This is a genomic window from Novilysobacter selenitireducens (assembly GCF_020026895.1).
Taxonomy (GTDB): Bacteria; Pseudomonadota; Gammaproteobacteria; order Xanthomonadales; family Xanthomonadaceae; genus Lysobacter_C; species Lysobacter_C selenitireducens.
Genome location: NZ_JAINZW010000003.1, coordinates 197,283 through 222,920, shown reverse-complemented (window position 1 = coordinate 222,920; position 25,638 = coordinate 197,283). Strand labels below are relative to the sequence as shown.

Here is a 25,638-nt window from a genome sequence, read left to right as displayed (position 1 = left end):
CCGGCATGCCGCCCGGCCCGTCCAGCGCGCGTCGGTTCCTGTCGCGGGCGGCGCTTGGGCTGTGGCTGCTGGCGGTCGGGCTGCTCGGCCTGCTCAGGGCTGCGGGCAAGGTGGCCGGCGAGCCCGCTTGGACACAGGACCCGGTGACGCTCGCGTGGCTGGTTGGCTCAGTGGCAGTGCTCGCGTGGGGCGCCGTTGCTACCGCACGTGCGCTGCGCCGGCCAGGTGGCGGACGCCGCTGAGGCGTCGAGCCCGGGGAGCCGGCGCGACTGCTTCGCCCTACTCCGCCCCACGCCGGTACACCGCCTGTCCATCGACGTAGGTCGCCTGCACCGTCAGCGACTGCAATGCATCTGGCGGTACTGCGAGCGGGTCTTCGGCCAATAGGACGAAGTCCGCGCGCTTGCCTTCGACGAGGCTGCCGACCTCGTCCTCGGCGAAGCCCGCATACGCTGCGTCGAGCGTGAAGCCCCGCAATGCCTCGAAGGCCGTCAGCTTCTCGTTCGGCCGCCAGCCGCCCAGCGGCATGTGGTCCGAATCCGTCCGGGTGGCGGCGGCGAAGAGGCCCAGTCGCGGATCGACCGACTCCACCGGGAAATCCGACCCCAGCGCCAGTCGCGTGCCGTGGTCGCGCAGCGTGCGCCAGGCATAGCTGCCGACGATGCGTTCCGGCCCGAGACGGGCCTCGGCCCAAGGCATGTCGCTGGTGGCATGCGTCGGCTGCATCGAGGCGATCACGTGCTGGCGGGAGAAACGGCGCAGGTCGTCGGGCGCCACCACCTGCGCGTGCTCGATGCGCCAGCGATGGTCGGCTCTGGACGTCTCGCCCCAAGCCTCTGCGTAGGCATCCAGCACCAGCCGGTTGCCACGGTCGCCGATGGCGTGGGTCGCGACCTGCACGTCGCAGGCCTTGGCCCGCGCCAGAACGGCGTCCAGTGCATCGGGCTGGATCAACAGCAGCCCGCGGTTGCCGGCGTCGTCGTGGTAGTCGGCCTGCAATGCCGCGCCGCGGCTGCCCAGGGCGCCATCCATGTAGAGCTTGACCGCGCGCATCTGCAGGCGACCGCTGTCGTGCTCGTAGAGGCCCTCGCTACACAGCCAGTCGAACGCATCGTTGTCGCCATCGGCCATCGCGTGGATGCGCATCGGCAGGGCGCCGCGATCGGCCAAGCGCCGGTAGGCCTGCATCTGTGGCAGCGAGACACCTGCATCATGCACGCCGGTCAGGCCGTGCTCGACCGCGCTGCGCATGCCCAACTCAAGCGCGCGCTCGATGTCGCCCGCATCCATTGCCGGGATGACGGCCTCGACCAGGTCCATCGCACCGTCGATGAAGACACCACTGGGCACGCCTTGGGCATCGCGCTCGATGCGTCCGCCGTCAGGCTGCCACTCACCGGTCAGGTCGCGCTCCACCAGTCGCAGCGCTGCCGTGTTGGCCCAGCCGGCATGCCCGTCCACGCGGGTCAGCCACACGGGCCGGTCCGGGAACGCCTCGTCGAGGTCGGCGGCGGTCGGGAAGCGGGCGCCAGTCCAGTCGTTCTGGTCCCAGCCGCGGCCCAGCAACCAGTCCCCGTCGGGCAGGTTGCGTGCGTGCGCACGCAGGCGCTCGACGACCTCCGCACGGCTGCGCGTTCCGTCCAACCGTGCGCGCATCTGGCTGAGGCCGAGGTTGCCGATGTGGCCGTGTGCATCGATGAGTCCGGGCACGACGGTCGAATCGGGTGCATCCAGGTGGGCTGCGCCCGGATAGCGCCCGCGCAGCTCGCCGCTTTCGCCGACAGCCAGGATCCGCCCGTCGGTATCGAATGCCATCGCACGCGCCGTCGGCCGCGCCGGGTCCATCGTGTGGATGCGCGCGGCCGTGAGCACCGTGACCTCCTGCGCATGCAGCGGCGCGCACAGCGCCATGCACGCCAGCCATACCGCCGTACGCACACGCTCGATCTTCACCATCGCGCCGCTCCCCGTTGTTGCAGACTGGCCGGACTTTGCGAAAAAGCCCCCGGGGGCGCAAGCTCACCCTCCCCACGCGCGTGTGCAGCCCGGGCGCGCACGCCACGACCGAAGACAGCCCCCGATGCCTTCACGTACGACGTCCGAATTCACCCTCGACCCGCCCGAGGCCGAGCGCCTCGCCAACCTGTCCGGTCCGTTCGACGGGCACCTGCGCATGATCGAACTGCGCCTGGGCGTGGAAATCGCCAATCGCGGCAACATCTTCCGGATCGTCGGCCCCGAGGTCGCGGTCGGCAAGGCCGAGTCCCTGTTGCGCGACCTGTGGAACGACGCCGCGAACGAGACCCTCGGCGAGCCCGCGATCCACCTGCGCCTGGCCGAAGCCGAGGCCGACCGCGTCGTCGACGAGGACATCGAATCGCAGGAGGTAGCCATCCGCGTCAAGCGCGGCACCATTCGCGGGCGCGGCAGCAACCAGGCCAAGTACCTGCATGCGATCGCGATCAACGACATCAACTTCGGCATCGGCCCGGCCGGCACCGGCAAGACGTTCCTGGCCGTGGCCAGCGCGGTGGAAGCGCTCAACGACGGCCGCGTGCAGCGGTTGATCCTGGTGCGCCCGGCGGTGGAGGCCGGCGAGAAGCTGGGCTTCCTGCCCGGCGACCTGACCCAGAAGGTCGACCCGTACCTGCGCCCGCTGTACGACGCCCTGTACGAGATGCTGGGCGTTGAGAAGGTGGTCAAGCTGCTGGAGAAGAACGTCATCGAGATCGCCCCACTGGCCTACATGCGCGGGCGCACGCTCAACGACGCGTTCGTGATCCTCGACGAGGCGCAGAACACCTCCATCGAGCAGATGAAGATGTTCCTGACCCGCATCGGCTTCGGCAGCACGGCGGTGGTCACCGGCGACATGACCCAGATCGACCTGCCCAAGCACCAGAAGTCCGGCCTGAAGGACGCGCTGGAGGTGCTGCGCGGCGTGGACGGGATCAGCTTCACCTTCTTCGAATCGCGCGACGTGGTGCGCCACCCGCTGGTGGCCAAGATCGTCAACGCCTACGACGCGCGCGACGCCAAGGACGCCGACACCGGCCAGGCGCCCTGAGGAGCCCGCGAATGACCCGAGAGACGCTGCAACTGGATGTTTCCATCACCTACGGCCTGCCGCGCTCGGGCATTCCCGCCGCGGTGAGCTTCCGGCGTTGGGTGCGCGCGGCGCTCGAGGGTCGGATCCGCCAGGCCGACCTTGCGATCCGCATCGTCGATGCCAAGGAGGGGCGCGCGTTCAACCGCCACTACCGCGGCAAGGACTACGCCACCAACGTATTGAGCTTCCCGGCCGACCTGCCCGAAGGCCTGCCCGAGGGCGTGCGCCTGCCCCTGCTGGGCGACCTGGTGATCTGCGCGCCGGTGGTGGCCAAGGAGGCCCGTGAACAGGGCAAGCCGCTCGCGGCGCACTACGCCCACCTCACCGTGCACGGCACCCTGCACCTGCTGGGCTGGAACCACGAGGACGACACGGAGGCCGAGTGCATGGAAGGCCTGGAGCGGGAAATCCTTGCGGGAATGGGCATCGACGACCCGTACCAGGAAGGTTGAACCCGCTTCCAGCGTCGGCGCCCGCCCGCCGGCAACGGCGCCCCGCCCGGCCGCGCTAAACTGCGGCACCAGCGGCCCCGCCCCCAGGGCCAGCACACCGACGCAATGTCCGAGGACGACAGTAGTACCCAGCAGCCGGAACACTCCGAAAAACGCCGCTCGTGGATCGACCGGATCAGCTCCGCGCTGTCGGGCGAGCCCACCACGCGCGAAGACCTGGTCGAGATCCTGCGCGACGCCCAGGCCGATGGCCTGATTGCCGCCGACACGCTGACGATGATGGAGGGCGCGATCACCGTGTCCGACCTCACCGTCGGCGACGTGATGATCCCGCGCTCCCAGGTCGTCGCCCTGCCGGCGGACGCCCCTTTCCTGGAACTGATGAAGCGCGTGGTCGAATCCGGCCACTCGCGCTTCCCCGTCCATGGCGAGGACAGCGACGACGTGCTCGGCATCCTGCTGGCCAAGGACCTGCTGCGCGGCGTGGTCGAGGACAACGGCCCGGCCAGCATCCACGAGCTGCTGCGCCCGGCGGTCCTGATTCCCGAATCCAAGCGCCTGGACGTGCTGCTGCGTGAGTTCCGCATGTCGCGCAACCACATGGCGATCGTGATCGACGAGCACGGCGGCGTGGCGGGACTGGTCACCATCGAGGACGTCCTGGAGCAGATCGTCGGCGACATCGACGACGAGCATGACGATGCCGAGGACCCCAACGCGCTGATCGCCGCCCAGGCCGACGGCCAGTTCGTGGTCGACGCCCTGACGCCGATCGAGGACTTCAACGAGCGCTTCGGCGCGGATTTCGACGACGACGAGTACGACACCATCGGCGGCTTGGTGACCGCGGCCATCGGCCACCTCCCGGAAGCCGGCGAGGAGCTGACCCTGGGCCGTTACGTGTTCCGCGTGTCGAGCGCCGACGCGCGGCGCGTGCATGCCTTCCACGTGGGCGTGCTGGGCGATGACGGCTGACGTGCGCCGCAGCCTGCGGCACGGTTGGCGTTGGGCGCTCGTTCTGGCGCTGTGGTGCGTGGCGCTGCTCGCCATGGCGGCCCCACCCGCACCGGATACCGGCGACACCGCTGCGGGAATGCGGCAGGCGGCCGAGGCGGCACCCGCACCGCGCATCGGCGTGCTGACCATGCTGCCGGGCGAGATCTTCTTCGAACGCTTCGGCCACAACGCCATCGTCGTGCAGGACCCGGTCACGGGCACGGCCACGTCCTACAACTTCGGCTACTTCGACCCGTCCGAGTCGGACTTCATCGCCCGCTTCGTCCGCGGCGAGATGCGCTACCGCCTGCTCGCGCTGCCGGTGGACGAGGACCTGGCCTACTACCGGCACGTCGGGCGCGGCGTGTCGATGCAGTGGCTCGACCTGGCCCCGGCCGATGCCCGCGAACTGGCCGATGCGTTGGCGGTAAACGCCCGGCCCGAGAACGCCTTCTACCGCTACGACTATTTCCTCGACAACTGCTCCACCCGCGTGCGCGACGCGCTGGACCGCGCCTTGGGCGGCCAGCTCGCCCGGCAGTTGCAGTCGCGCTCGCGCGGCAACACCTTCCGTAGCGAGGCCGTGCGCCTGGCGTCCCCGGCCACCTGGATGTGGCTGGTGTTCGACGTGGGCCTGGGTCCGTCCGCGGACCGGCCGCTGCCGCTGTGGGGCGAGGCTTTCGTGCCGATGCGGCTGGCCGATGCACTGGAAGGTGCGCGGCATCGTGACGGCCGGCCGGTCGTGCTCGAGCGCTTCGAAGTCCTGCCCCATCGCGTCGCCCCGGAGCCGCAGGAGTTCCAGCGCCGCTGGACCCGCTGGCTGGCAGTGGGCTTGGCGATCGGTTTGGCGCTGGCGTGGCTGGGCCACCGGCGCCGCGCGTGGGCCGCGTCGCTGGCGCTGCCGTTCTGGGCGCTCTCGGGCCTGGTGGGCGCGCTGATGCTCTACATCTGGATCGGTACCGACCACCGCTTCGGCTGGGCCAACCAGAACCTGCTGCTGCTCAGCCCACTGGCCTGGATGCTGCTGCCGGGCGGCTGGCGCATCGCCCGCGGGCGTCCGGCCGGCCCGCTGTTCGTCCCGGTGCTGCTGCTGGTTGCCGGCTTGGCGGCGCTTGCTGTCTTCGTTTACGGCCTGCAGGTACTGCCGCAGCGAAACGCCCACTGGATAGCGCTGCTGCTGCCGATGCACGCGGCGCTGGCTTGGACCCTGGCACGTCCGGCACACCGCCCCCGGCACGCCCTTGACGGGCCGGGCCATCCGCGTGAGCCATGACGACGCGCCCCACGACAGCCCGCGTGGCAGGATGCGCGCGATGACAGCCTCGCCGCCCTCGCCCGCCGCCACGCCCTCGCCCGTCTGCGTCGTCAACTGCGTGGCCTACGCGCGCGACGGCAGCCGGCGCGATATCCCGCTGGAAGCGATCAGCGACGTGCTGGCGGTGGACGACGGCAGTTTCGTCTGGGTCGGCCTGTACGAACCGGCCGAATCGGTGCTGGACCAGCTGCAGGAAGAATTCGCGCTGCACGACCTGGCCGTGGAGGATGCGCAGAACGCGCACCAGCGTCCCAAGATCGAAGCCTACGGCCCGTCGCTTTTCGTGGCGGTGCATACGGCACAGGTCGTGGACGAGCGCATCGTTTTCGGCGAAACCCATGCCTTCCTTGGAGCGCGTTACCTGGTCACGGTCCGGCACGGGGCTTCCCTGTCGTACGCCTCGGTCCGTGCCCGCGTCGAGCGTGAGCCCGAACTGCTGGCGATGGGACCGGCGCACGCCCTGTATGCAGTGATGGACTTCATCGTCGACAACTACCAGCCGATCGTGGCGCAGTTCCAGCAATCCCTTGAGACCCTGGAGCAGGACGTGTTCGCCGATGACTACCGTCGGGAAACGATCGTCCGGCTGTATGAGCTCAAGCGTGAACTGGCACGCCTGCAGCTCGCGGTGGCGCCCATGCAGGACGTGGTCGGGCAACTGGCCCGCAGCCACGAGGGGCTGGTGCCGAATGAGGTCCGCCCGTATTTCCGCGATGTGCACGACCACGTGCTCCGGGTCAACGACGCCTCCGACACGTTGCGGGAAATGCTGACGGCGGCACTGAGCGTGAACCTCTCGCTCGTGACCCTGGCGCAGGGCGAGGTGGTCAAGCGCTTGGCCGGTTGGGCTGCCCTGCTGGCGGCACCGACCCTGATTGCGAGCTGGTACGGCATGAACTTCCGCTTCATGCCGGAGCTGGACGGCCGGTACGCCTACCCCGTGCTGATCGGCGTCGTCGCCGTGGTCTGCATCGCGCTCTACCGGTATCTGCGCAAGGTTCGCTGGCTCTGACGGGGCGTCAGCCCCCGGACATGGACTGCAGCAACAAGCCGGTCGCGTACGCGCAGTAGGTGCCCAGCGCGTAGCCCAGCACCGACAGCAGCACACCCACCGGCGCCAGCGCGGGGTGGAAGGCGCTGGCCACCACCGGCGCGGACGCGGCGCCGCCGATGTTCGCCTGCGAACCCACGGCCAGGAAAAAAAGCGGCGCGCGGATCAGCTTGGCAACGACGAGCATCACCACGCCGTGGACCGTGATCCAGATCAGGCCCAGCAGGAACAGCCACGGCCGGTCGAGCAATGCGCCCAAGTCCATCTGCATGCCGATGGTGGCCACCAGCACGTACAGCATCACCGAGCCCACCTTCGATGCACCGGCGCCTTCCAACGTCCGGGCACGGGTGAAGCTGAGCAGCAGGCCGATGGTGGTGGCCAGCACGGTGATCCAGAAGAACCGCGCGGTGAGGCTGTAGTTCTCGAGGTTCCACTCGGCCGGCAGGCTGGCGATCCAGCCCACCAGCGGATCGGTCAGCAGGTGCGCCAGCCCGGTCGCCCCCAGGCCGACGGCCAGGATCAGCATCAGGTCGGTCATCGACGGCGTGCGCGCGTGCTGCGCCTGATACGCCTCGATGCGGTGCTTGAGGTCGTCGATGGCGCTGACGTCCGCGCCGGTCCAGCGGTCGAACACCGGCGCGCGCGCCGCCATGAACAGCAGCACTGCGAGCCACAGGTTGGCGATCAGCACGTCGACCGCGACGAACTGGCCGAACATCGTGGCCTCCACGCCGAACACTTCCTTCATCGCCGCCTGGTTGGCGCCGCCGCCGATCCAGCTGCCAGCCACGGTCGTCATGCCGCGCCAGGTATCACCGGCCACGGCCTCCGGGTGGATGAAACCCATGGCAATGAAGGCGCTCACCGCGCCCAGCATCACGCCCGCCGTGCCGGCCAGGAACATCACCACCGCCTTCGGCCCCAGCCGCACGATGGCGCCAAAATCGAGCGCCACGCACAGCAGCACCAGCGCGCTGGGCAGCAAGTAGTCGCGCGCCATCGGGTACAGCCCGGACGCGGCGCCGTCGATCAGGCCGATGCTGTTGAACACCGACGGGATCAGGTAGCACAGCAGCAGCGCCGGCACGACGCCGTAGAACTTCTTCCAGAACCCGTCCTCGCGCGAACTGCTCCAGAAGACGAAGCCCAGAACGATGGCCAGCAGGCCGAGGACGACCGCGTCATTGGTGATCAGGGCGGGCGTGGAAGGCGGCATGCGGGCTCCGGTTTACGGCAAGGACCAACAGGAACTAGAAGAGGACTATGCGGATACGACGACGGCGACCGAAGCCGCCGTCGCCGGGTCCGTCACTGGCCGATGTGCTGCTTCAGCCAGGCGTTGACGGTGTCGTGCCACAGCACGCTGTTGTTGGGCTTGAGCACCCAGTGGTTCTCGTCCGGGAAGTACAGGAACTTCGACTCGATGCCCTTGCGCTGTAGCGCGGTGAACGTGGAGATGCCCTGGTCGACCGGGACGCGGTAGTCCTTCTCGCCCTGCACCACCAGCATCGGCACGCGCCACTTCGAGACGTGGTTGACCGGGTTGAAGCGCTCGTAGGCCTCCGGGTTCTCGTAGGGCGTGCCGCCGTTCTCCCACTCGGTGAACCACAACTCCTCGGTCACGTAGCCCATCGAGCGCGTGTCGAAAACGCCGTCGTGGTTGACCAGGCACTTCCATGGTTCATTCCAATTCCCGGCGATCCAGTTGACCATGTAGCCGCCGTAGCTGGCACCCAGCGCGCAGGCGTTGTCGCCGTCGAGGAAGTCGTACCGCTCGAGCGCGGCCGCCCAGCCTTTCTGCAGGTCCTCCAGCGGGCGGTCGCCCCAGTGCTGGCTGATGGCGTCGGTGAAGGCCTGGCCGTAGCCGGTGGAACCGTGGAAATCGATCATGACCACCGCATAGCCCTGGCCCGCGTAGGTCTGCGGGTTCCAGCGGTAGCTCCAGCCGTCGCCGAAGCTGCCCTGCGGACCGCCGTGGATCAGGAACGCGACCGGGTAGTCCCTGCCTTCCTCGTAGTTCCACGGCTTGACCACGTAGCCGTGCACCGTCTCGTTGTTCCAGCCCTTGAAGTTGAACTGCTCGTACTCGCCGAAGCCGACGTCATCGCCCAGCATCTGCGCGGCGCTCGGGGTGATCTCGCGCAGCTGCGCCGCATCCGGGCCGGTGGTGATGATCTGGTCGCCCGTCGCCATGGTGTTGCGGGTGAAGGCCAGCGTCGGCCCGGCCAGTTGAACGTTCGATACCGTGCCGTCGCCCACCACTTCGCGCACGTCGCCGCTGGCGATGTCGACCGCGAACATCGGGTGCTCGCCGGTGTCCTGCGCGGTGGTGTAGATCGTGCGACCGTCGGCCGACAGGACGATGCCGTCGGCGGAGCGGTCCCAGTCCGGCGCGATCTCGCGCACGTCGCCGCTGGCCAGGTCCATCGCCATCAGCCCGGAGCGGTCGGCCTCGAAGCCGGCGCGCTTCATCGCGCGGTAGTACAGCGTGGTGCCGTCTTCGCTGAACACCGGCTCGGCGTCCCACGCGGGGTTGCCTTCGGTGAGGTTGACCGGCATGCCCTCGCCGTTCGCCGGCAGGCGGTAGAGGTCGAAATTGGTCGACCACGGCTCGCCGCGCCCGGCCACGCGCATGCTGGCCACCAGCGACTGGCCGTCGGGCGCCCACGTGTAATCGGCACCGCCACCAAAGGGCTTGGACGGCACGTCGCCTTCGAGCGCGCCGCTGACCGCCACCGCGCGGGTTGCCGGCGCGTCGCCCAATGGCGCGACGAACAGCTGGTTGCGTCGGCCGTCACCCCACGTGTCCCAGTGGCGGATGAAGAGTTCGTCGTATACCACCCCGCTCGCCTTGCGCTTGCCGGTCTCGTCCAGGCGCGTGCGGGTGCAGGCCAGGTCGCTGCCGCAGTCGATGAAGGCGTCGGCGCTGAAGGCGACGCGGTCGCCGGTGGGCGCGACGTGGTAGGTGCCGATGTCGACCGGCACGTCGGTCAGCTGACGTGGCTCGCCGCCGGCCACGGGGATGGCATGCAACTGCGAGCGCCCGGACTTGGCGCTGAGGAAGTACACGTGCCTGCCGTCCGGCGAGAACGACGGCGAGTTGACACTCCAGCCCTCGGGCGTCAGCCGACGCGGCGGCGCGGCATCGCGCGCGAACAGGTCCTCGATCCACAGCCCGGTACTGGACGAGTCCGCAGCGAAATCCACCACACGCTTGGCGAAGACCAGGTAGCGACCTTCGGGCGACAGCGTCGGGGACGAGTAGCGGTCCATCGTGGCCAGATCGCGGCCCTGGAGCCCGCGTTCGGCCGCGTCCACCAGTAAGGGCGCGGACGACAGGAGGGTGGCAACCATCAACGGCAGGACGGCGTGGCGCAGGTTCATCGACGCTCCGGGATCGGGACAAACCCCGATGGTAGGCGGCCGCGTGCCCGGCGGCAAAGGATGCGATGCGCCTTTGCTCCGCCTCCAAATACGTCCGCTTGGGGATACAGGCGATGCGTCAAAGCGCGGGCGAGGCTGGTAGGACAAGCCACAAAAGAAACGGCGCCCCGGAGGGCGCCGCTTGAAACCTTTGCTGCCCGGAACGGACGATGGCCTACTCGGCCACGTCGCCGCTACCAGTTGAAGTGCTCGCGGTGCGTCCACCCAGGTGCCGGGAGAGGAACGCCAGCAGCCGCGTGTAGTACTCGCGCCGGTTTTTCTCGAGGTAGAACCCGTGCCCCTCATTGGGGAAGTACAGGGTTTCGACCGGGACACCTGCCTGCTTGAGCGCCCGCTCCATCATTTCCGAGTGGGCGATCGGCGCGCGCTCGTCCTCGCCACCCGCTGCCAGGAACACCGGCACCTTGATGCGGTCCGCCATTCGATTGGGCGACACCGCTGCCAGGCTGTCGCGCTCGCCGATCCATTCACGCAGGTAGGTTTCGCCCGAACCACGCTCCTGGATGTCGCCGTGCGTGTGCATAGTCGGCAGGTCGTAGACACCTACATAGCCCACCGCACAACGGTAAAGGTCCGGCTCCTTGGCGGCCCCCATCAGCGCGGCATATCCGCCGTAGCTGCCGCCATAGATGCAGATGCGATCGGCATTCGCGATCCCCTCCTTGATGGCCCAGCGCGTGGCATCGGTCAGGTCGTCCTGCATGGCGCCGCCCCACTCGCGCGCACCCGCGCTTTCGAAATCATGGCCGTAACCGCCGGAGCCCCGGAAATTCAGTTGAAGTACGGCGTAGCCGGCATCAGCCAGCATCTGCACATCACCCTCGAACCCCCACATGTCCTGCACTCCGAAAGGCCCGCCATGCGGCATCACCACCAAAGGAACGCCCTTGCCACCAGAACCCTTCGGAACAGTGAGGTACCCGTGCAGATCCAGGCCATCTCGCGCCTTGACCACAATGGGCTTCTTCGCGCTCATCTCGTCCGGGTTGAACCACTGTCGCTGGCTGATCAGGTGCTCGGCCTTTTTCCCGGCAATGTCGAACAGGTAGAAGTCTCCCGGGCTCTGGTCGGTCCAGGTCCGGAGCAACGCGGTGTTGCCGTCGGCAGTCTGGGATGTGATGACCACGGGCATGCCACCAAATGCTGCTTCAAGGCTCCGATACAGGCGTGATTCCTTCGAGTCCTTGTCCAGGAACGCGGTTTCGGGTTTGCCGTCGACATAGAGCGCGCCAACCGGCACGTTGCTGGCATGCCTGAAAAGAATGCGGGCTGGATCCGCGACATCGTCCTGCAGGACGTCGACCCGCTCCCCGGTACTCGTATTCAACGCGACAATCGCGTCAGGCCCGGAGGCTTTGTCAACCTGCAGGTACGCGGTGATGTTGTCTTCCGCGAAACCAATCGGCAACTGCCCACGACCATCGTCACCGGCCGTGTGGATCAGCTTCCACTCCTTGCCGTCGCCGTCGCGGTAGTAGACCCTCTGGCGGTTGTCGGTATCCGCCCCGGTGGCGAACCTCACTACACCTGCGTTGTCTGTCACGAACTGGGCGTTTCGAACAGGTGCGCTCGCAACCTGTGCGCGCCTTCCGCTGTAGACATCCATGCGGTCCACTCGCGTGTACGGGTCAGCCGAGAACGGGCTGACTCCAATCAGCACGGTCTGATCGCTTGTCGGCAGGTCGTCTACGAGCCATGCGGCGACGCGCTCAACCTTCTTGGGCTGGATCCGGGTACCAAGCCCCGCACCCTGCACGCGTTGCCCCACCAGGATGTCCGCGCCGGATCCATCCGCATTGATGGCATACAGTTCGCCGGTCGCGCGTGGCTGCGCCATCGCACCGAACTTCTCCGCCATCGAAATCAGTACGCGCTCTTCGTTGACCCAGTCGAAATCGGATACGTGGGTATTCCGACCCATCACGAAATTGCCGGTCACGGCATTGTCGGAACGCCGCATGATGACAAGGGCCGTGCGATCTTCCAGCGGCACGGTTGCCGCAAAGTGGTCCCCGTCTGGTGAAATCTTGATCTCGTTGAACGTGTCCCTCTTGAGGTATGCCTCAAGATCGACGGCGCCACCTGTCAGCGGAGCGGCCGCAAGAAGGGCGAGAAGTACCGATCGAACGTTGTGATTCATGTGTCCACTCCATGTGTCTGTCAGTCCATCCAGGACAGTCGGCCCGGATGCTTGCCGGGGGCAGCTGAATCGATCGGCCGTCAACAGGCGCAAGCGAATTCCGCGCTGACTGCCACGCACGGCTGTCGGCGCTCACGCACTGCTCGATGATGTCCCCTTCGACATGCCACTTATCCCCGGGCCAAGCTTAGCCTAGGCCGGTATTTCCAACACACGTGCCGTATTCAGGACGCTTGAGGTGCTCTGAGCGTTGTCGCCAACGCGCGACGCCAACCGGGGAGCTCCAGTCCATACGTGTTGCCCAGACGTGCAGTGTCCAGGACTGAATACGCGGGGCGGCGGACGGGCGTGGGGTAGTGGGATGACGGCACCGCGCGGATCAGCGGCGCATGGTCCAGCCGGCCCACTGCCACCGCATCGTCGAAGATGGCCTGCGCGAACCCGTGCCACGTGGTTTCGCCGGCTGTGACGAGATGCATGATCCCGCTATCGAACGTGCCTCGCTTCAGGATGCTGGCGGTCACGTCGGCAATCAACCAGGAGGGCGTGGGGCAACCACGCTGGTCGTCTACCACGTCCAGGGCGTCGCGTTCTGCGCCCAGTCGCAGCATCGTGCGCAGGAAGTTGTGGCCGTGCAGGCCGTACACCCACGCGGTGCGCAGGATCAGGTGGTCGGCGCCGCTGGCCGCGATCGCCTGCTCGCCGGCCAGCTTGCTGGCCCCATAGACGTTCTGCGGGTCGGTCGGGTCTTCTTCGCGATACGGGCGGCTGCCCTGTCCATCGAACACGTAATCGGTCGAATAGTGGACCAGTGGAATGCTGCGGCCGTGGCAGGCTTCCGCCAGCGCGCCCGGCGCCTCGGCATTGATTCGGTAGGCCAGCTCCGGCTCGGACTCGGCACGGTCGACCGCCGTGTAGGCAGCAGCGTTGACCACGATGTCCGGGGCGATGCGGTTGACCGCGGCGGCGATGTCCCCGACCTGCGCGAGGTCCACGGCCTCGCATGCACCACCGTCCGGCAGTTGCCCGGCGCGGGTCGCGGCCACGACATCACCGAGACCGCGCAGGCTGCGTCGCAACTCCGTGCCGACCTGCCCGTTGGCGCCGAGCAGCAGGATCCTCACGGCTGGTAGACCGGCAACCGCCCGGGCTCGATGGCCGACAGCAGCGGTGCGGCGGCATCCTTCGGCGACAGCAATGGATCAGTGACAGGCCAGTCGATGGCCAGCTGCGGGTCGTCCCAGCGGATGTTCGCGTCCGCGGCGGGGTCGTATGTCGCCGTACAGAGGTAGGTGAACACCGCACGCTCGCTCAAGGCAACGAAGCCGTGCGCGAACCCCTCGGGTATCCAGAAATGCCGCCGGTTCTCCGCGCTCAACTCCACCGCCGCCCATTGGCCGTACGTCGGCGAGCCCCGACGGATGTCCACCGCGACATCCCACACCTCGCCTTCAACCACCGACACGTACTTGCCCTGCGGGTTCGGCCACTGGTAGTGCAGGCCACGCAGCACGCCGCGCTGTGACGAGGAGACGTTGCCTTGGACGAAACGTGGAGCCAGTCCGTGCTCAGCCAACCGGTCGAGGTTGAAAGACTCAAAGAAAGAGCCCCGGTCGTCGCCGAACACGCGAGGCTCGACAACCACGCACCCGGGCAGGCGGGTTTCCGTCACCTTCATGGCACGAAGCCCCGCTCCGCCAAGCCGAGCAGGTACTGGCCATATCCGTTCTTCTTCAGCGGTTGCGCCAGGGCTTGCAGGTCTTTATCGCTGATCCAGCCGTTGTTCCATGCGATCTCTTCCGGACAGCAGACGCGAAGTCCCTGCCGTGCCTCAATCGTCTCGATGTAGTTGCTGGCTTCCAGCAGGGACTGGTGGGTGCCAGTGTCGAGCCACGCATAGCCCCGCCCCAGCTGCTCAAGGTGCAGCGACCCCTCGTCGAGGTACATCCGGTTGAGGTCGGTGATCTCCAACTCGCCCCGCGGTGACGGCTTCAGGCTGGCGGCGAAGTCGCTGGCGCGGCCGTCATAGAAATACAGCCCGGTGACTGCGTAGTTGGACTTCGGCTTGGCCGGTTTCTCTTCCAGGTCGATGACCTTTCCGTCGCCATCGAAGTTGGCAACGCCGTAACGCTCGGGATCATTGACCCAGTAACCGAAGACCGTGGCGCCGGTGTCGCGGGCGTCGGCTCGCTTGAGCATCGCCGTCAGCCCGGGGCCATGGAAGATGTTGTCGCCCAGCACCAGGCAGCTGGGCTTGCCCGCCACGAACTCGCGGCCAATGAGGAACGCCTGTGCCAACCCATCTGGGCTGGGCTGGACCGCATACTCGATGCGCATGCCCCACTGCGAGCCGTCGCCCAGCAGGCCCTTGAACAGCACCTGCTCGTGCGGGGTGTTGATGATCAGCACTTCGCGGATGCCCGCCAGCATCAGCACGCTGAGCGGGTAGTAGATCATCGGCTTGTCGTACACCGGCAACAGCTGTTTGCTGATGGCCTGGGTGACGGGGTACAGGCGTGTGCCGGTGCCCCCTGCCAGGATGATGCCCTTGCGTTCCATGTAAACGCGCCTCCTCAGGCCTGGCCGATGCGCTCGAGCCGGTAGCTGCCGTCCAGCACGCGATCGACCCACGGCTGGTTGTCGAGGTACCAGTCGACCGTGCGTGCCATGCCTTCCTCGAACGTGACCGCCGGCGCCCAGCCCAGTGCGTTCTTCAGCTTGGACGCATCGACCGCGTAGCGGCGGTCGTGACCGGGACGATCCTTGACGAATGTGATCAGCGACTCGCGCTTGCGACCATCCGACGGCGGACGGCGCTGGTCAAGTAGTGCGCAAAGAGTACGGACCACCTCGAGATTCTGCCGTTCGGCGTCGCCACCGACGTTGTAGGTCTCGCCCACGTCGCCGGCCTCGAGCACGCGCCGGATGGCGGAGCAGTGGTCCTCGACGAACAGCCAGTCGCGGACGTTCCTGCCGTCGCCGTAGACCGGCAGCGGCTCGCCGGCCAACGCCTTGGCGATCATCAGTGGAATCAACTTCTCGGGGAACTGGTACGGCCCGTAGTTGTTGGAGCAGTTGGTCGTAAGGACCGGCAACCCGTAGGTGTGGTGGAACGCGCGGACCAGGTGGTCGGACGCGGCCTTGGACGCCGAATAAGGCGAATTGGGCGCGAAGGGCGTCGCCTCGGTGAACTTGCCGGTATCCCCCAGGCTGCCGTAGACCTCGTCGGTCGATACGTGCAGGAACCGGAAGCCCGAGGCCGCGTCACCCTCCAGCGAGCGCCAGTAGTCGCGCGCATGCTCCAGCAGCGACAGCGTGCCCACCACGTTGGTCTGGACGAAAGCGGTCGGGCCGCCGATCGAACGGTCGACATGGCTTTCGGCGGCGAAGTTGATGACCGCATCGGGCCGGTGCTCGGCCAGGAGTCCCGAGACCAGCGCCGCATCGCCGATGTCACCGTGGACGAATACGTGGCGCGCGTCGCCCTGGAGCGACTGCAACGTGTCGAGATTGCCCGCGTACGTCAGGGCATCGAGGTTCACCACCTTGACGCCGCGACGGACGGCATCAAGGACGAAGTTGCCGCCAATGAACCCGGCGCCGCCGGTTACGAACCACGTTGGCACTCGACTGCTCCGGTTCCGGTGGCTGGTTCCGACTCAAGGCCACAACTTGCGTGTGGCCCGTCGCGTTCGCGGATCAGAACGGGATATCGTCATCCGCGAAATCGTCGGCGAAGTCGCTCGACTTGGCGGGCGGGGCTTCGCGGCGCGGCGCCGACTCCTGGCGCTGCGGCGGACGCGAAGGACGCTCGCTGCGATCGCCACCACCACGGTAGCTGCCACCACCGCCGCCGCCACCTTCAGCTCCGCCACCGAGCATCTGCATCTCGTCGGCGACGATGTCGGTGAAGTACTTCTCCACGCCGTCCTGGCCGGTGAACTTGTCGTAGCGGATCGAGCCCTCGATGTAGACCTGGCGGCCCTTCTTCAGGTACTCGCCGGCGATCTCGCCGAGCTTGCCGAACAGCTTCACGCGGTGCCACTCGGTCTTTTCCTGGGTGTTGCCGTCGCGGTCCTTGCGCACGCTGGTGGTGGCCAGCGACAGGGTGCAGACCGCCATGCCGCCCTGGGTGTACTTCATTTCCGGGTCGTTGCCGAGGTTGCCGACCAGGATCACCTTGTTGATGCCACGTGCCATGGAATGCGTGTCCTATGTTGGAGACCGGGCCGGGCCCGGACATGGAAGGCGCAGGCGCCGATCGGCGGGGCCAGTCGACGCGGGCCGGGCAGTATAACCGCCGCTCTGGCGGCGCCCCGACCACCGGCGGTGCGGCCCGCCCCTGCTCGCTGTAGGACTTCCGCCCCGCCCGGGGTCGGGCCGCCGTGTGGTGCCCGCCTATAATCCGCGGTCCGCTCGACCCCGGCCTCCCCATGCATTCAAGCCCCGACCAGACCGCCCTCCCCGACCTGCCCGCCATCCAGGCCCTGGCCCGCGACGACATGGCGGCCGTGGACGCCCTGATCCGCAACCGGCTGGCATCGGACGTGGTGCTGATCAACCAGGTGGCCGAATACATCGTCGGCGCCGGCGGCAAGCGGCTGCGCCCGATGCTGCTGCTGCTGGCGGCCGGTGCACTGGGCCACCGGGGGCCGGATGCCCACCAGTTGGCGGCCGTCGTCGAGTTCATCCACACCGCGACCCTGCTGCACGACGACGTGGTCGACGAATCCGACCTGCGCCGCGGCCGCCGCACCGCCAACGCCGTTTGGGGCAACGCCGCCAGCGTGCTGGTCGGGGACTTCCTGTATTCCCGCAGCTTCCAGTTGATGGTCGAACTGGACCGCATCGAAGTGATGCGGATCCTCGCCGACACCACCAACCGGATCGCGGAGGGCGAAGTGCTGCAGCTGCTGCACGTGCGCAACCCGGACACCGACGAGGCCGCCTACCTGCGCGTGATCGAGCGCAAGACCGCCGTGCTGTTCGCGGCTGCGACCCGGCTGGGCGCGCTGCTCGCCGGCGCCGACGACGCAACCTGCAATGCGCTGCACGACTACGGGCTCAACCTGGGCTACGCGTTCCAGATCGCCGACGACGTGCTCGACTACGCGTCAGATGCACAGACGCTGGGCAAGAACCTGGGCGACGACCTGGCCGAAGGCAAGGCCACGCTGCCGCTGATCCACGCGATGGCGCATGCGGACGACACGGTTCGCAACCGCCTGCGCTCCGCCATCGAACATGGTGACACCGATGCATTGCCCGACGTGGTCGCCGCCATCCAGTCCAGCGGCGGGCTGGACTACAGCCGGTCGCGCGCCGACGAATACGCACAGGCGGCGCGCGCCGCCTTGGCAGAGCTGGAGGACAACGCGTACGTCGCGGCGCTACGCGGGCTGGCCGACTACGCGGTCCGGCGCGATCACTGAGTGCCGATCCGCGGCACGCGCGCATCGGGGCGGTTGAAGCCCGGGCCGTGCCACGTGGAAAAGAAAGGCGGCCCGATGGCCGCCTTTTTCCTTGCGAATGCATCACTCCGCCTGGCCGAAACGCTCCTCGAAGAAGCCATGCAGCATCCGGTACGCCCGCTTGGCGGCGCGGGCGTCATAGCGGCAGTTGCTCTCGGGGTTGTCTCCCGCCTCCGGCTCGGCGAAACAGTGCGCCGCGCCGCTGAAGTTGACGAACTGCCAGTCCGCGCCCGCGGCGTCCATTTCCGACTCGAACGCATCGATATGCGCGTCGGTGATTCCGCGGTCGTCGGCGCCGTTGAGCACCAGCACCGGTGTACGGGCAGTGTTCCGGTCGGCCGGATCGGCTGTTTCAAGGCCGCCGTGCAGGCTGACCACGCCGGCCAGTTCGCTGCCGCCGCGCACCAGCTCCAGCGCCGTCGTCCCGCCGAAGCAGAACCCCAGCGCGCCGATACGCCCGGCATCGACCGGCGCCGGGCCGGCCTGCGCCTTGAGGACCTCGACCGCCTTGACGACCCGTGCGCGAAGCTCGCTGCGGTCGCTCCGCAACGCGCCGGCCAGCTTGCCGGCCTCCTCGCTGTTCTTGGGGCGGACACCCGCGCCATACACATCCGCCACCAGCACCACGTAGTCGTCACCGGCGATCTTGCGGGCCGTCTCGACGGCCGCCGGGGTCACGCCCATCCAGTTGGGCACCATGACAAGGCCCGGCCGGGCGATGGCGTTGACACCGTCGTAGACCAGCACGCCCTTGTAGTCCTTGCCGTCCAGCGTCCATTCGACGGGATCGGCCTTCATCTCCGCCCAGGCGGGCGTCATGCACAGGGCGAGTGCAGCGGCGAGAGCGAAACGGCGCATGGGGCGGTCCTCGTCTGGAGTCCGGCGAAGGCTAGTCCGGCGCTGTTGGCGGCGCGTGAATACCCCGGGCCTGACCTGCAGGAGCGGCTTCAGCCGCGATCGAATGTCCCGCACGCGCCTTGAACCCGCCGTCCAATTCGCGACTGAACGAGGCCCGTCGAGGTCGTGTGGGTCCCGCCCATTAGAGGGACGGGCGATCGCGGCTGAAGCCGCTCCTACAGCGCCGCTAGTGGATGCCGAGACCGGGGATCGAGCTGATGGTGTCGGGATCGAAACCCGCGATGGATGCGAAGTGGCGGCCACGTTCCACGTAGTCGCGATACGGCCCGAAGCTGGGCGCGCCGGGCGACAGCAGCACCACGCCACCGGCGGGAAGCGACTGCCGTGCCTTGACCACAGCATCGGCCAAGTCGTTGGCAGCCAGCAGCTTGATGTCGCCGCCCACCGCTTCCAGCTCCGCATGGATACGAGGCCCGTTCGCGCCCATGGTCACGATCACCGCAGGCGCCCGTGTCCCGACGTCGCGAGCGAACCCGGACCAGTCCAGTCCGCGGTCGTGGCCACCCACCAGCAGCGCCACGGGGCGGTCGCGGTGGCAGTCCAGCGCCGCAAGCGTCGCGAATGGCGTGGTGCTGATGGAGTCGTTGACGTAGGTGACGCCGTCGCGCTCGCCCAGCACCTGCAGGCGGTGCGGCAACGGCTGGAAGTGCACGGCACTCGGTGCCAGCGCCACCGCGTCGTGGCCCAGCGCCTCGATGGCCGTGAGAACGGCGCACAGGTTGCCGCGATTGTGGCGCCCGGGCAGCGGCAGGCCGGCGGTGTCGAGCACCTCGACCGCGCCGCGCCACAGCACGTCGCCACGCAGGTGCCAGCCGTCGCGGGTGCCGTACCAGCGCACGGCGGTTGTCGATGCCGGGTCGGCCTGGATCACATGGCCCAGCGCCGCGACGGTCGGGTCGTCGGCATTGAGCACCGCGATGCGCGGCCGCGCGTCGGTCACCAGCCGCAGCTTGTCCTCGACATAGCGCGCCTGCGAGCCGTGCCAGTCCAGGTGCTCGGGAAAGATGTTGGTGACCACGGCGATGTCGGGCCGCGTGCCGCTGTCGGCGACGTCGCCGGTCTGGTAGCTGGACAGCTCGATCACCCACGCCTCCGGCACCGGATGCTCGGGCAGCTCCAGCAACGGCAGGCCGATGTTGCCGGCCAGTGCCGTGACGTGGCCGCCGCTGCGCAGCAGGTGCGCCAACAGCGCGGTGGTGGTGCTCTTGCCCTTGGTGCCGGTCACGCAGACGGTGCGCGCGGCGATCCCGTCCGGGCCGGCGTGCTGCGCGAACCACAGGGCGGTGCCGCCAACGAAGCGCGTCCCACGCGCGGCGGCCTCCGCGGCATCGGGCCGGTACGGGCTGATGCCGGGCGACTTGATGACGATATCGAACGCCGCCAACCGGTCGGCATCCGTCCGCGTGTCGATCTCGAGCTTCGCATCGCCCAACGCCTGCGCGTCGTCGACTTCCGTCGGCGTGCAGAACAGCGTCAGCGGCAGTGCGGGCAGCGCGGCGCGGATCGCGCGGTAGGCGGCGCGGCCCTCGCGGCCCCAGCCCCACAGGGCGACCCGTCGGCCTTCAAGCTGCGAGATGCGCACGCAGCCGCTCCCACAACGCGGGCGGAATGCCATGCGCGTCGTCCAGCACCATCAGCGGTTCGATCGCCAGGTCCTCACCGGCCAGTTGCGGGGCGATCTCGCGGGCGAAACGCTCCACCAGCGCGTCCTCGCGCCACTCCGGGCGCTGCGCCAGTGCCGCCATCGCGGCGCGAGACTCGCGCGCCTCGCCCACGCATTCGAACGGCTTGTGGTCGCGGTACTCCATCAGCGCATCGAACCCCGCCGTCTGCGTGGTGTCGTCCAGCAGGTTGCGGCCGAAGATGCGCATCAGCCGCGGCTTGGCCATGAACGGCGCTAGCGCCAGAAACACGAAGTGGCACTTCGGGCACACGCCACACCAGCGGTGGGTCGGGCGCTCGCCGAGGATGTGGAAGTTGCGGTTGCAGCTGGAGAAATGGGCGTCGTAGCGGTCGATGCGGGCGAACTGCCGCGCCACCGCCAGCTCGCTCAGCGGGCGCAGCAGGGAGTAGTACTGCAGGTCCGCGGCCACGTGCCGGCGCACGTGCGAGGCGAACGCCTGCTCGAACGCCCAGCCCTTGGACCACTGGTGGTTCACCTCGCCGGTGCCTTCGATCAGGCTGCCGTAGCTGGCCGACCGCTCGTTGGAGAACACCACCTGGTCGACGCCGTGCAGCAGCGCGGCCAGCACCAGGATCGCGGAGTTCACCGCCGTCACCGGGATGTGGCCGTTCCATGCGCCTTGGCGGTTGAAGTCGAACAGCTGCGGTGCCAGCGCGCGGCCGATGTTGAGCGTGGGCAGGCCCGTGCGCTCGGCGCACGCCTTGATCAGTTGCGATCCGCCAATCCACGCGACCGTCTGGTCCACCCCCAGCGCGCGCAGCGCCTCGATGCTGACCAGCGAGTCCTTGCCACCGCCGATGGCGACCATGGCGTGGGCGCGCAGGCCCAGTGCCTGCGCGTCGCCGGCGCCACTGTCAGAAGCCACCGGGAAGCGGATCCGCCCGTGCAGGTCCAGCCCGTTGCGGTAGGCGAACTCGCCCAGGCCGCTGAGGTACACGGTCTCCATGAAGGCCGCGGTGTCGGCGTCGATGTCGTACGCCTCGATTCGGATCTGCGGCGGCACGGCCGCCTTGTAGTAGCTCACGCCGGCCATCAGGTGCAGCAGTCGCAGCGCCTGCTCGACAGCCTCCGCGCGTGCGCCATCCAGTTCGAACGGAGCGCCCGGCACGGTGACGGTTTCCACCAGCTCCGGGCCGTCGTCGAAGGCGTATACGAGCCGTGCGACCCCGGTGGCCGCGTCCAGTTCGCAGCGCACGAAGCGGAATACCTCGATCGCGTCGCGTTTGAATGTCCAGTCGCTCATCTTCAAGTCCCGTGGGCGGGCGTGGGCCCGCCGCTCATTGCATGTCGATAGGCCCGTGCGGCGCGAGCACGCATCAGGCGAGTACGTCCTGCGCCGGTAGCGCGCGCAGGTTGTAGGTGTTGGCCATCGCCATGCCGTAGGCGCCGGCATCGGCCACCAGCAGCACGTCGCCCTCGGTCGTCGCGATGGGCAGCAGGCGGTCGCGCCCGAGCACGTCGCCGGTCTCGCACACCGGGCCGACCACGTCGAATGCGGCGATGTCCGCATCCTCCAGCCGGGTCAGGTTGTGGATGCCGTGGTAGGCCTCGTACATCGCCGGTCGCAGCAGCGCGTTCATGCCCGCGTCCGCGCCGACCCGGCGGATGCCGTCCTTCTCCACCACCTGGGTGACGGACACCAGCAGCACGCCCGCCTCGGCCACCAGGTAGCGGCCCGGCTCGATCACCAGGCCGAAGCGCGGATAGGCCGCCTTGATGCCGGCCAGCCCGTCGCGCCACAGCGCCAGGTCGAAGTCCTGCGCGTCGGGCGTGTACGGCACCGGCAGGCCGCCGCCGATGTCGATGGTTTCCACGGTCCCGACCGCGTCGGCCAGGCCGGCCAGCTCGGCGTAGACACCGCGCCAGTGGGTCGGGTCGTCGATGCCGCTGCCCAGGTGCGCGTGCAGACCGGTGATGCGCAGGTCGACGGCGCGCGCAGCCTGCAGGAAGGCGTCGAAGCGCGCTACCGGCAGGCCGAACTTGGCGGCGACACCGCCGGTGCGCACCTTTTCGTGGTGGCCCTCGCCGTGTCCCAGGTCCAGGCGCAGCCACGCAGTGCGGCCGCGGAACACCCCCGGCCAGCGCTGCAGCGCCTCGATGTTGTCGATGGTGACGGTGGCGCCGAGATCGAACGCCGCCTCGTATTCGCGGCGCGGCGCGAAGCTCGGCGTGAACAACACGCGCGACGCTGGCAGGTCCGGCACGGCGTCGAACACGCGCTCGAGCTCGCCCAGCGACACGCACTCCAGCCCGAAGCCCTCGGTCGCCAGCGCCTGCAGGATCGCCGGATGCGGGTTGGCCTTGATCGCGTAGTAGCAGCGGTCCACCGCCGACGTCGCGGCCAGCGCGCGGGCGCGGGCGCGGACGGTATCGAGGTCGTAGACGTAGCGTGGCGTGCCGGCAGCGGCCATCTCCAGCAGGCGGTCGCGCTGCACCGCCCACCAGGGTGCGGGGCGCTCGGGCTTGCCGTGGGCGATCTCGCGCCAACTGGGGCCGAACACGCTGGCGTCCAGCACCGGCATCGCGCCCGAGCGCACCAGTTCGGCGTGGAGTTGCGGCAGCAGCCCGTCGGCGTCGGCCTCGTCGATGACGAACGTCAGGTTGAGGTCGTTGGACGACTGCGAGATCAGGTGCACGCGCTCGCGCCCGAACGTCGCCCAGATGTCGCTGAGCCGATGCAGCAGCGAACGCATGCCGCGCCCCACCAGCGTGATCGCCGCGCACGGCGTGAACACCTTGACCCGGCACACCTGCGCAAGGTCGGCCGACAGCGCCTCCAGCACGTTGGTGGTGACCAGGTTCTCGCTGGGGTCCAGCGACACGGTGACGTTGGTTTCCGACGAGCCGATGAGGTCGACCGACAGCCCGTGGCGGCGGAAGCGCTCGAAGATGTCGGCCAGGAAGCCGACCTGCTGCCACATGCCGATGCTTTCCATCGACACCAGCACGATGCCGTTGCGGCGGCTGATCGCTTTCACTCCGGGCACCGTGGCCGCGCTGCCGTCGATGCGCGTGCCCGGCAGGTCCGGGCGTTCGGTGTCGAGGATCGCCATCGGCACGCCGGCGTCGCGGCACGGGCCAATGGACCGCGGGTGCAACACCTTCGCACCGGTGGTGGCGATTTCCTGCGCTTCGGCGTAGTCCAGCCGCGCCAGCAGGCGCGCATCCGGCACCTCGCGCGGGTTGGCGCTGAACATGCCCGGCACGTCGGTCCAGATCTCCACGCGCGCCGCACGCAGAAGCGCGCCGAAGTACGCGGCCGAGGTGTCCGACCCGCCACGACCCAGCACGGCCGTGCCGCCGTCGCCGTGGCGCGCGATGAAGCCCTGGGTCAGCAGCATGCGCGCGGGTTGCGCGGCAAAACGCGTGCGGAAGGCGGCGTCGGCATCGATGCGGCAGTTGACCGCCAGCCGCGTGGCCCACTCGCCCTGGTTGGGCAGTGCGATGGCGTCGAGCCAGTCGCGCGCGTCGCACCATCCGAAATCCAGCCCCTGCGTTCGCAGGTAGGCCGCGCCGATCGTCGAGGACAGCAGCTCGCCCTGCGCCAGCACTTCGGCCTGCCAGTCCAGCGGCCGCGTGTGGGCGCGGGGGTCGTCCAACAGCGCATCCAACGCCGCCAGCCGCTCGGCGAGAACCACATCGGGATCGAGGTCCAGCTCGACGCAGAACGCTCGGTGGCGCTGCACCAGGGCGTCGATGCGCGTCGCCAGCTCGCCGGCTTCCAGCGGCCCGCTCGCGATCACCTGCAGCTCGTTGGTGACGCCCGACAGGGCCGACACCACCACCAGCACGCGCGCGTCGTCCTCGGCCATGCGTTTGGCCGCCAGCGCCCCGATGGTGTCCCAACGGTTGCGGCGGGACACGGACGTGCCGCCGAACTTGAGTACGACCCAACGCTGCGCTTGCGCCACCACGCATGTCCTCATGCAGGAAAGGAAACTGGAAGGCCGGCCGGTGTGTGGGCCAGGCCACACGACCCGGCCCGTGCGGACCCGTAGAATCACGTCCCGCCGGAGCGCAACGCGAGCCGGCGGTCCAAACCCGCGATTCTAGTGCAAGCCGCGCCTGGCCCGCGGCCCGCCTCCCCCCGACTCCCCACGCCGGACACCCCTGCCGATGCCGCTTCGCCCCTACCTGCAACTGGACGTCTTCGCCGACCGTCCCGGCAACGGCAATCCGCTGGCCGTGGTCCTGGATGCCGATGGGCTGCCGGACGAGGCGATGCAGGCCATCGCTCGCTGGACCCGCTTGCCGGAAACGACGTTCGTACTTCGGCCCACCGCGCCCGGCGCCAGCTACCGCGTGCGCATGTTCAGTCCCCGCCGCGAGGTGCCGTTCGCCGGCCACCCCAGCGTCGGGACCGCATATGTGCTTCTGGAAACCGGGCGCGTGGCGCCGGTCGATGGCCTGCTGCACCAGCAGTGCGAGGTCGGCGTGCTGCCGCTGTCTGTCGAAGGCGATGGCACCGCGCGGACCATTGCCGTGCGCACGCCGAAGGCCCGGGTGATGGAGGTCGCGACCCGCGACGATCCGCGCCTGGTGGACGCTTTGGGCGCCCTGCCGGCAGGTGCGCTGCCCCCTGCGCTGGTCGACGGCGGCCGTCGCTGGTGGCTGGCCGAGGTGGCCGACGAGGCCGCGCTGCGTGCCGCCACGCCGGACTGGGATGCAATCGCGGCGCTGGCCGAATCCACAGGCAGCATGGGCGTCTGCGCGTTCGCGCGCTCGACGCCGGGTTCCGAACACGACCTGGTCGTGCGCGCCTTTGTCGGTGCGCCGGCCCGCTTCGAGGACGCGGCGTCCGGCGCGGCCAACGCGACGCTGGCCGCCTGGCTTGACCACAACGACGCCGTGCCGGGACGGGACGGACGCTACCGCGTCAGCCAGGGCCGCGAGGTCGGCTTCGATGCGAGCCTGCACATGCGCATCGATGCCGATGGCGAGGTTTGGTCGGGCGGGCATGCCTGCACGGTGGTGGAAGGGCAGATCGACTGGCCGGAGTGAAGCCTGCCGGCCGCCTTTGGTGATCCCCACCGCACGATTCCTGTAGGAGCGGCT

Annotated in this window: 20 protein-coding genes; 7 read left to right on the top strand and 13 right to left on the bottom strand. The window is 68.7% G+C overall.

All coding sequences use genetic code 11. The features are described 5' to 3' along the window. Window positions 1–279: 279 nt before the first annotated feature. A complete protein-coding gene (locus tag K6753_RS08250; protein ID WP_223675975.1) occupies window positions 280–1,956 on the bottom strand; it encodes an amidohydrolase in 1,677 nt (558 codons plus the stop codon). A 124-nt stretch (window positions 1,957–2,080) separates the two neighbouring features. Between K6753_RS08250 and K6753_RS08245 the strand changes: the two genes are divergently transcribed. The 5 genes from K6753_RS08245 (at window position 2,081) to K6753_RS08225 (ending at window position 6,884) form a co-directional block, all read left to right on the top strand. Further along, window positions 2,081–3,067 carry a PhoH family protein gene (locus K6753_RS08245; protein ID WP_223675974.1) on the top strand — a complete coding sequence of 329 codons (987 nt, stop codon included), beginning with the start codon at window positions 2,081–2,083 and terminating at the stop codon, window positions 3,065–3,067. An 11-nt stretch (window positions 3,068–3,078) separates the two neighbouring features. Then, window positions 3,079–3,561 carry an rRNA maturation RNase YbeY gene (gene ybeY, locus K6753_RS08240; RefSeq protein ID WP_223675973.1) on the top strand — a complete coding sequence of 161 codons (483 nt, stop codon included), beginning with the start codon at window positions 3,079–3,081 and terminating at the stop codon, window positions 3,559–3,561. Window positions 3,562–3,666: 105 nt separating this feature from the next. Continuing rightward, complete coding sequence (locus K6753_RS08235) at window positions 3,667–4,536, top strand: CorC family transporter (protein ID WP_223675972.1); 870 nt, start codon at window positions 3,667–3,669, stop codon at window positions 4,534–4,536. Continuing rightward, complete coding sequence (locus tag K6753_RS08230) at window positions 4,526–5,830, top strand: lipoprotein N-acyltransferase Lnb domain-containing protein (protein ID WP_425492096.1); 1,305 nt, start codon at window positions 4,526–4,528, stop codon at window positions 5,828–5,830. The genes K6753_RS08235 and K6753_RS08230 overlap by 11 nt, the downstream gene beginning before the upstream one ends. A 31-nt stretch (window positions 5,831–5,861) precedes the next feature. Continuing rightward, the gene (locus K6753_RS08225; protein WP_223675971.1) at window positions 5,862–6,884 is read left to right on the top strand and encodes a magnesium and cobalt transport protein CorA; all 1,023 of its coding nucleotides are present in this window, start codon (window positions 5,862–5,864) and stop codon (window positions 6,882–6,884) included. A gap of 7 nt (window positions 6,885–6,891) precedes the next feature. Here the strand turns inward: K6753_RS08225 and K6753_RS08220 are convergent, their stop codons facing one another. The 8 genes from K6753_RS08220 to ssb all read right to left on the bottom strand — a co-directional run bounded on the left by K6753_RS08220 (window position 6,892) and on the right by ssb (window position 16,710). Then, a complete protein-coding gene (locus K6753_RS08220) occupies window positions 6,892–8,142 on the bottom strand; it encodes a DUF819 family protein (protein WP_223675970.1) in 1,251 nt (416 codons plus the stop codon). Between the two features lie 92 nt (window positions 8,143–8,234). Then, on the bottom strand, window positions 8,235–10,310 hold the full coding sequence (locus K6753_RS08215) for a S9 family peptidase (RefSeq protein WP_223675969.1): 2,076 nt from the start codon (window positions 10,308–10,310) through the stop codon (window positions 8,235–8,237). Between the two features lie 214 nt (window positions 10,311–10,524). Next, on the bottom strand, window positions 10,525–12,510 hold the full coding sequence (locus tag K6753_RS08210) for an alpha/beta hydrolase family protein (protein ID WP_223675968.1): 1,986 nt from the start codon (window positions 12,508–12,510) through the stop codon (window positions 10,525–10,527). A gap of 224 nt (window positions 12,511–12,734) precedes the next feature. After that, a complete protein-coding gene (gene rfbD, locus K6753_RS08205; protein WP_223675967.1) occupies window positions 12,735–13,634 on the bottom strand; it encodes a dTDP-4-dehydrorhamnose reductase in 900 nt (299 codons plus the stop codon). Next, the gene (rfbC, locus tag K6753_RS08200; RefSeq protein WP_223675966.1) at window positions 13,631–14,188 is read right to left on the bottom strand and encodes a dTDP-4-dehydrorhamnose 3,5-epimerase; all 558 of its coding nucleotides are present in this window, start codon (window positions 14,186–14,188) and stop codon (window positions 13,631–13,633) included. Before rfbC ends, rfbD begins: the two co-directional genes overlap by 4 nt. Then, a complete protein-coding gene (gene rfbA / locus K6753_RS08195; protein ID WP_223675965.1) occupies window positions 14,185–15,069 on the bottom strand; it encodes a glucose-1-phosphate thymidylyltransferase RfbA in 885 nt (294 codons plus the stop codon). The genes rfbC and rfbA overlap by 4 nt, the downstream gene beginning before the upstream one ends. A 14-nt stretch (window positions 15,070–15,083) precedes the next feature. After that, window positions 15,084–16,136: a dTDP-glucose 4,6-dehydratase gene (gene rfbB, locus K6753_RS08190; protein WP_223675964.1), complete on the bottom strand. Its 1,053-nt coding sequence runs from the start codon at window positions 16,134–16,136 to the stop codon at window positions 15,084–15,086. A gap of 73 nt (window positions 16,137–16,209) precedes the next feature. After that, on the bottom strand, window positions 16,210–16,710 hold the full coding sequence (ssb, locus tag K6753_RS08185) for a single-stranded DNA-binding protein (protein WP_223675963.1): 501 nt from the start codon (window positions 16,708–16,710) through the stop codon (window positions 16,210–16,212). Between the two features lie 233 nt (window positions 16,711–16,943). Here ssb and K6753_RS08180 point away from each other — a divergent pair, with 233 nt between their 5' ends. Next, window positions 16,944–17,942 (top strand): polyprenyl synthetase family protein, encoded by a 999-nt coding sequence (locus K6753_RS08180; RefSeq protein WP_223675962.1) that lies wholly within the window; start codon window positions 16,944–16,946, stop codon window positions 17,940–17,942. Between the two features lie 102 nt (window positions 17,943–18,044). On the opposite strand, the gene K6753_RS08175 is transcribed toward K6753_RS08180, so the two are convergent. From K6753_RS08175 to K6753_RS08160, 4 genes are all read right to left on the bottom strand, one after another. Further along, the gene (locus K6753_RS08175; RefSeq protein ID WP_223675961.1) at window positions 18,045–18,839 is read right to left on the bottom strand and encodes a dienelactone hydrolase family protein; all 795 of its coding nucleotides are present in this window, start codon (window positions 18,837–18,839) and stop codon (window positions 18,045–18,047) included. A gap of 226 nt (window positions 18,840–19,065) precedes the next feature. After that, window positions 19,066–20,481 (bottom strand): UDP-N-acetylmuramoyl-L-alanine--D-glutamate ligase, encoded by a 1,416-nt coding sequence (murD, locus tag K6753_RS08170; RefSeq protein ID WP_223675960.1) that lies wholly within the window; start codon window positions 20,479–20,481, stop codon window positions 19,066–19,068. Continuing rightward, window positions 20,462–21,826: a UDP-N-acetyl-alpha-D-muramoyl-L-alanyl-L-glutamate epimerase gene (gene murL / locus K6753_RS08165; protein ID WP_223675959.1), complete on the bottom strand. Its 1,365-nt coding sequence runs from the start codon at window positions 21,824–21,826 to the stop codon at window positions 20,462–20,464. The genes murD and murL overlap by 20 nt, the downstream gene beginning before the upstream one ends. Window positions 21,827–21,899: 73 nt before the next feature. Next, window positions 21,900–24,494, bottom strand: a complete 2,595-nt coding sequence (locus K6753_RS08160; protein ID WP_223675958.1) for a bifunctional aspartate kinase/diaminopimelate decarboxylase — start codon at window positions 24,492–24,494, stop codon at window positions 21,900–21,902. Between the two features lie 205 nt (window positions 24,495–24,699). Here K6753_RS08160 and K6753_RS08155 point away from each other — a divergent pair, with 205 nt between their 5' ends. After that, the gene (locus K6753_RS08155) at window positions 24,700–25,584 is read left to right on the top strand and encodes a PhzF family phenazine biosynthesis protein (RefSeq protein WP_223675957.1); all 885 of its coding nucleotides are present in this window, start codon (window positions 24,700–24,702) and stop codon (window positions 25,582–25,584) included. The last annotated feature ends 54 nt before the right edge of the window (window positions 25,585–25,638 follow it).

Bases quoted from the DNA above. Each gene is read 5' to 3' on its own strand.
- K6753_RS08250 (WP_223675975.1), bottom strand. From the start codon at position 1,956: ATGGTGAAGATCGAGCGTGTGCGTACGGCGGTATGGCTGGCGTGCATG.
- K6753_RS08245 (WP_223675974.1), top strand. From the start codon at position 2,081: ATGCCTTCACGTACGACGTCCGAATTCACCCTCGACCCGCCCGAGGCC.
- ybeY (WP_223675973.1), top strand. From the start codon at position 3,079: ATGACCCGAGAGACGCTGCAACTGGATGTTTCCATCACCTACGGCCTG.
- K6753_RS08235 (WP_223675972.1), top strand. From the start codon at position 3,667: ATGTCCGAGGACGACAGTAGTACCCAGCAGCCGGAACACTCCGAAAAA.
- K6753_RS08230 (WP_425492096.1), top strand. From the start codon at position 4,526: ATGACGGCTGACGTGCGCCGCAGCCTGCGGCACGGTTGGCGTTGGGCG.
- K6753_RS08225 (WP_223675971.1), top strand. From the start codon at position 5,862: ATGCGCGCGATGACAGCCTCGCCGCCCTCGCCCGCCGCCACGCCCTCG.
- K6753_RS08220 (WP_223675970.1), bottom strand. From the start codon at position 8,142: ATGCCGCCTTCCACGCCCGCCCTGATCACCAATGACGCGGTCGTCCTC.
- K6753_RS08215 (WP_223675969.1), bottom strand. From the start codon at position 10,310: ATGAACCTGCGCCACGCCGTCCTGCCGTTGATGGTTGCCACCCTCCTG.
- K6753_RS08210 (WP_223675968.1), bottom strand. From the start codon at position 12,510: ATGAATCACAACGTTCGATCGGTACTTCTCGCCCTTCTTGCGGCCGCT.
- rfbC (WP_223675966.1), bottom strand. From the start codon at position 14,188: ATGAAGGTGACGGAAACCCGCCTGCCCGGGTGCGTGGTTGTCGAGCCT.
- rfbA (WP_223675965.1), bottom strand. From the start codon at position 15,069: ATGGAACGCAAGGGCATCATCCTGGCAGGGGGCACCGGCACACGCCTG.
- ssb (WP_223675963.1), bottom strand. From the start codon at position 16,710: ATGGCACGTGGCATCAACAAGGTGATCCTGGTCGGCAACCTCGGCAAC.
- K6753_RS08180 (WP_223675962.1), top strand. From the start codon at position 16,944: ATGCATTCAAGCCCCGACCAGACCGCCCTCCCCGACCTGCCCGCCATC.
- K6753_RS08175 (WP_223675961.1), bottom strand. From the start codon at position 18,839: ATGCGCCGTTTCGCTCTCGCCGCTGCACTCGCCCTGTGCATGACGCCC.
- murL (WP_223675959.1), bottom strand. From the start codon at position 21,826: ATGAGCGACTGGACATTCAAACGCGACGCGATCGAGGTATTCCGCTTC.
- K6753_RS08155 (WP_223675957.1), top strand. From the start codon at position 24,700: ATGCCGCTTCGCCCCTACCTGCAACTGGACGTCTTCGCCGACCGTCCC.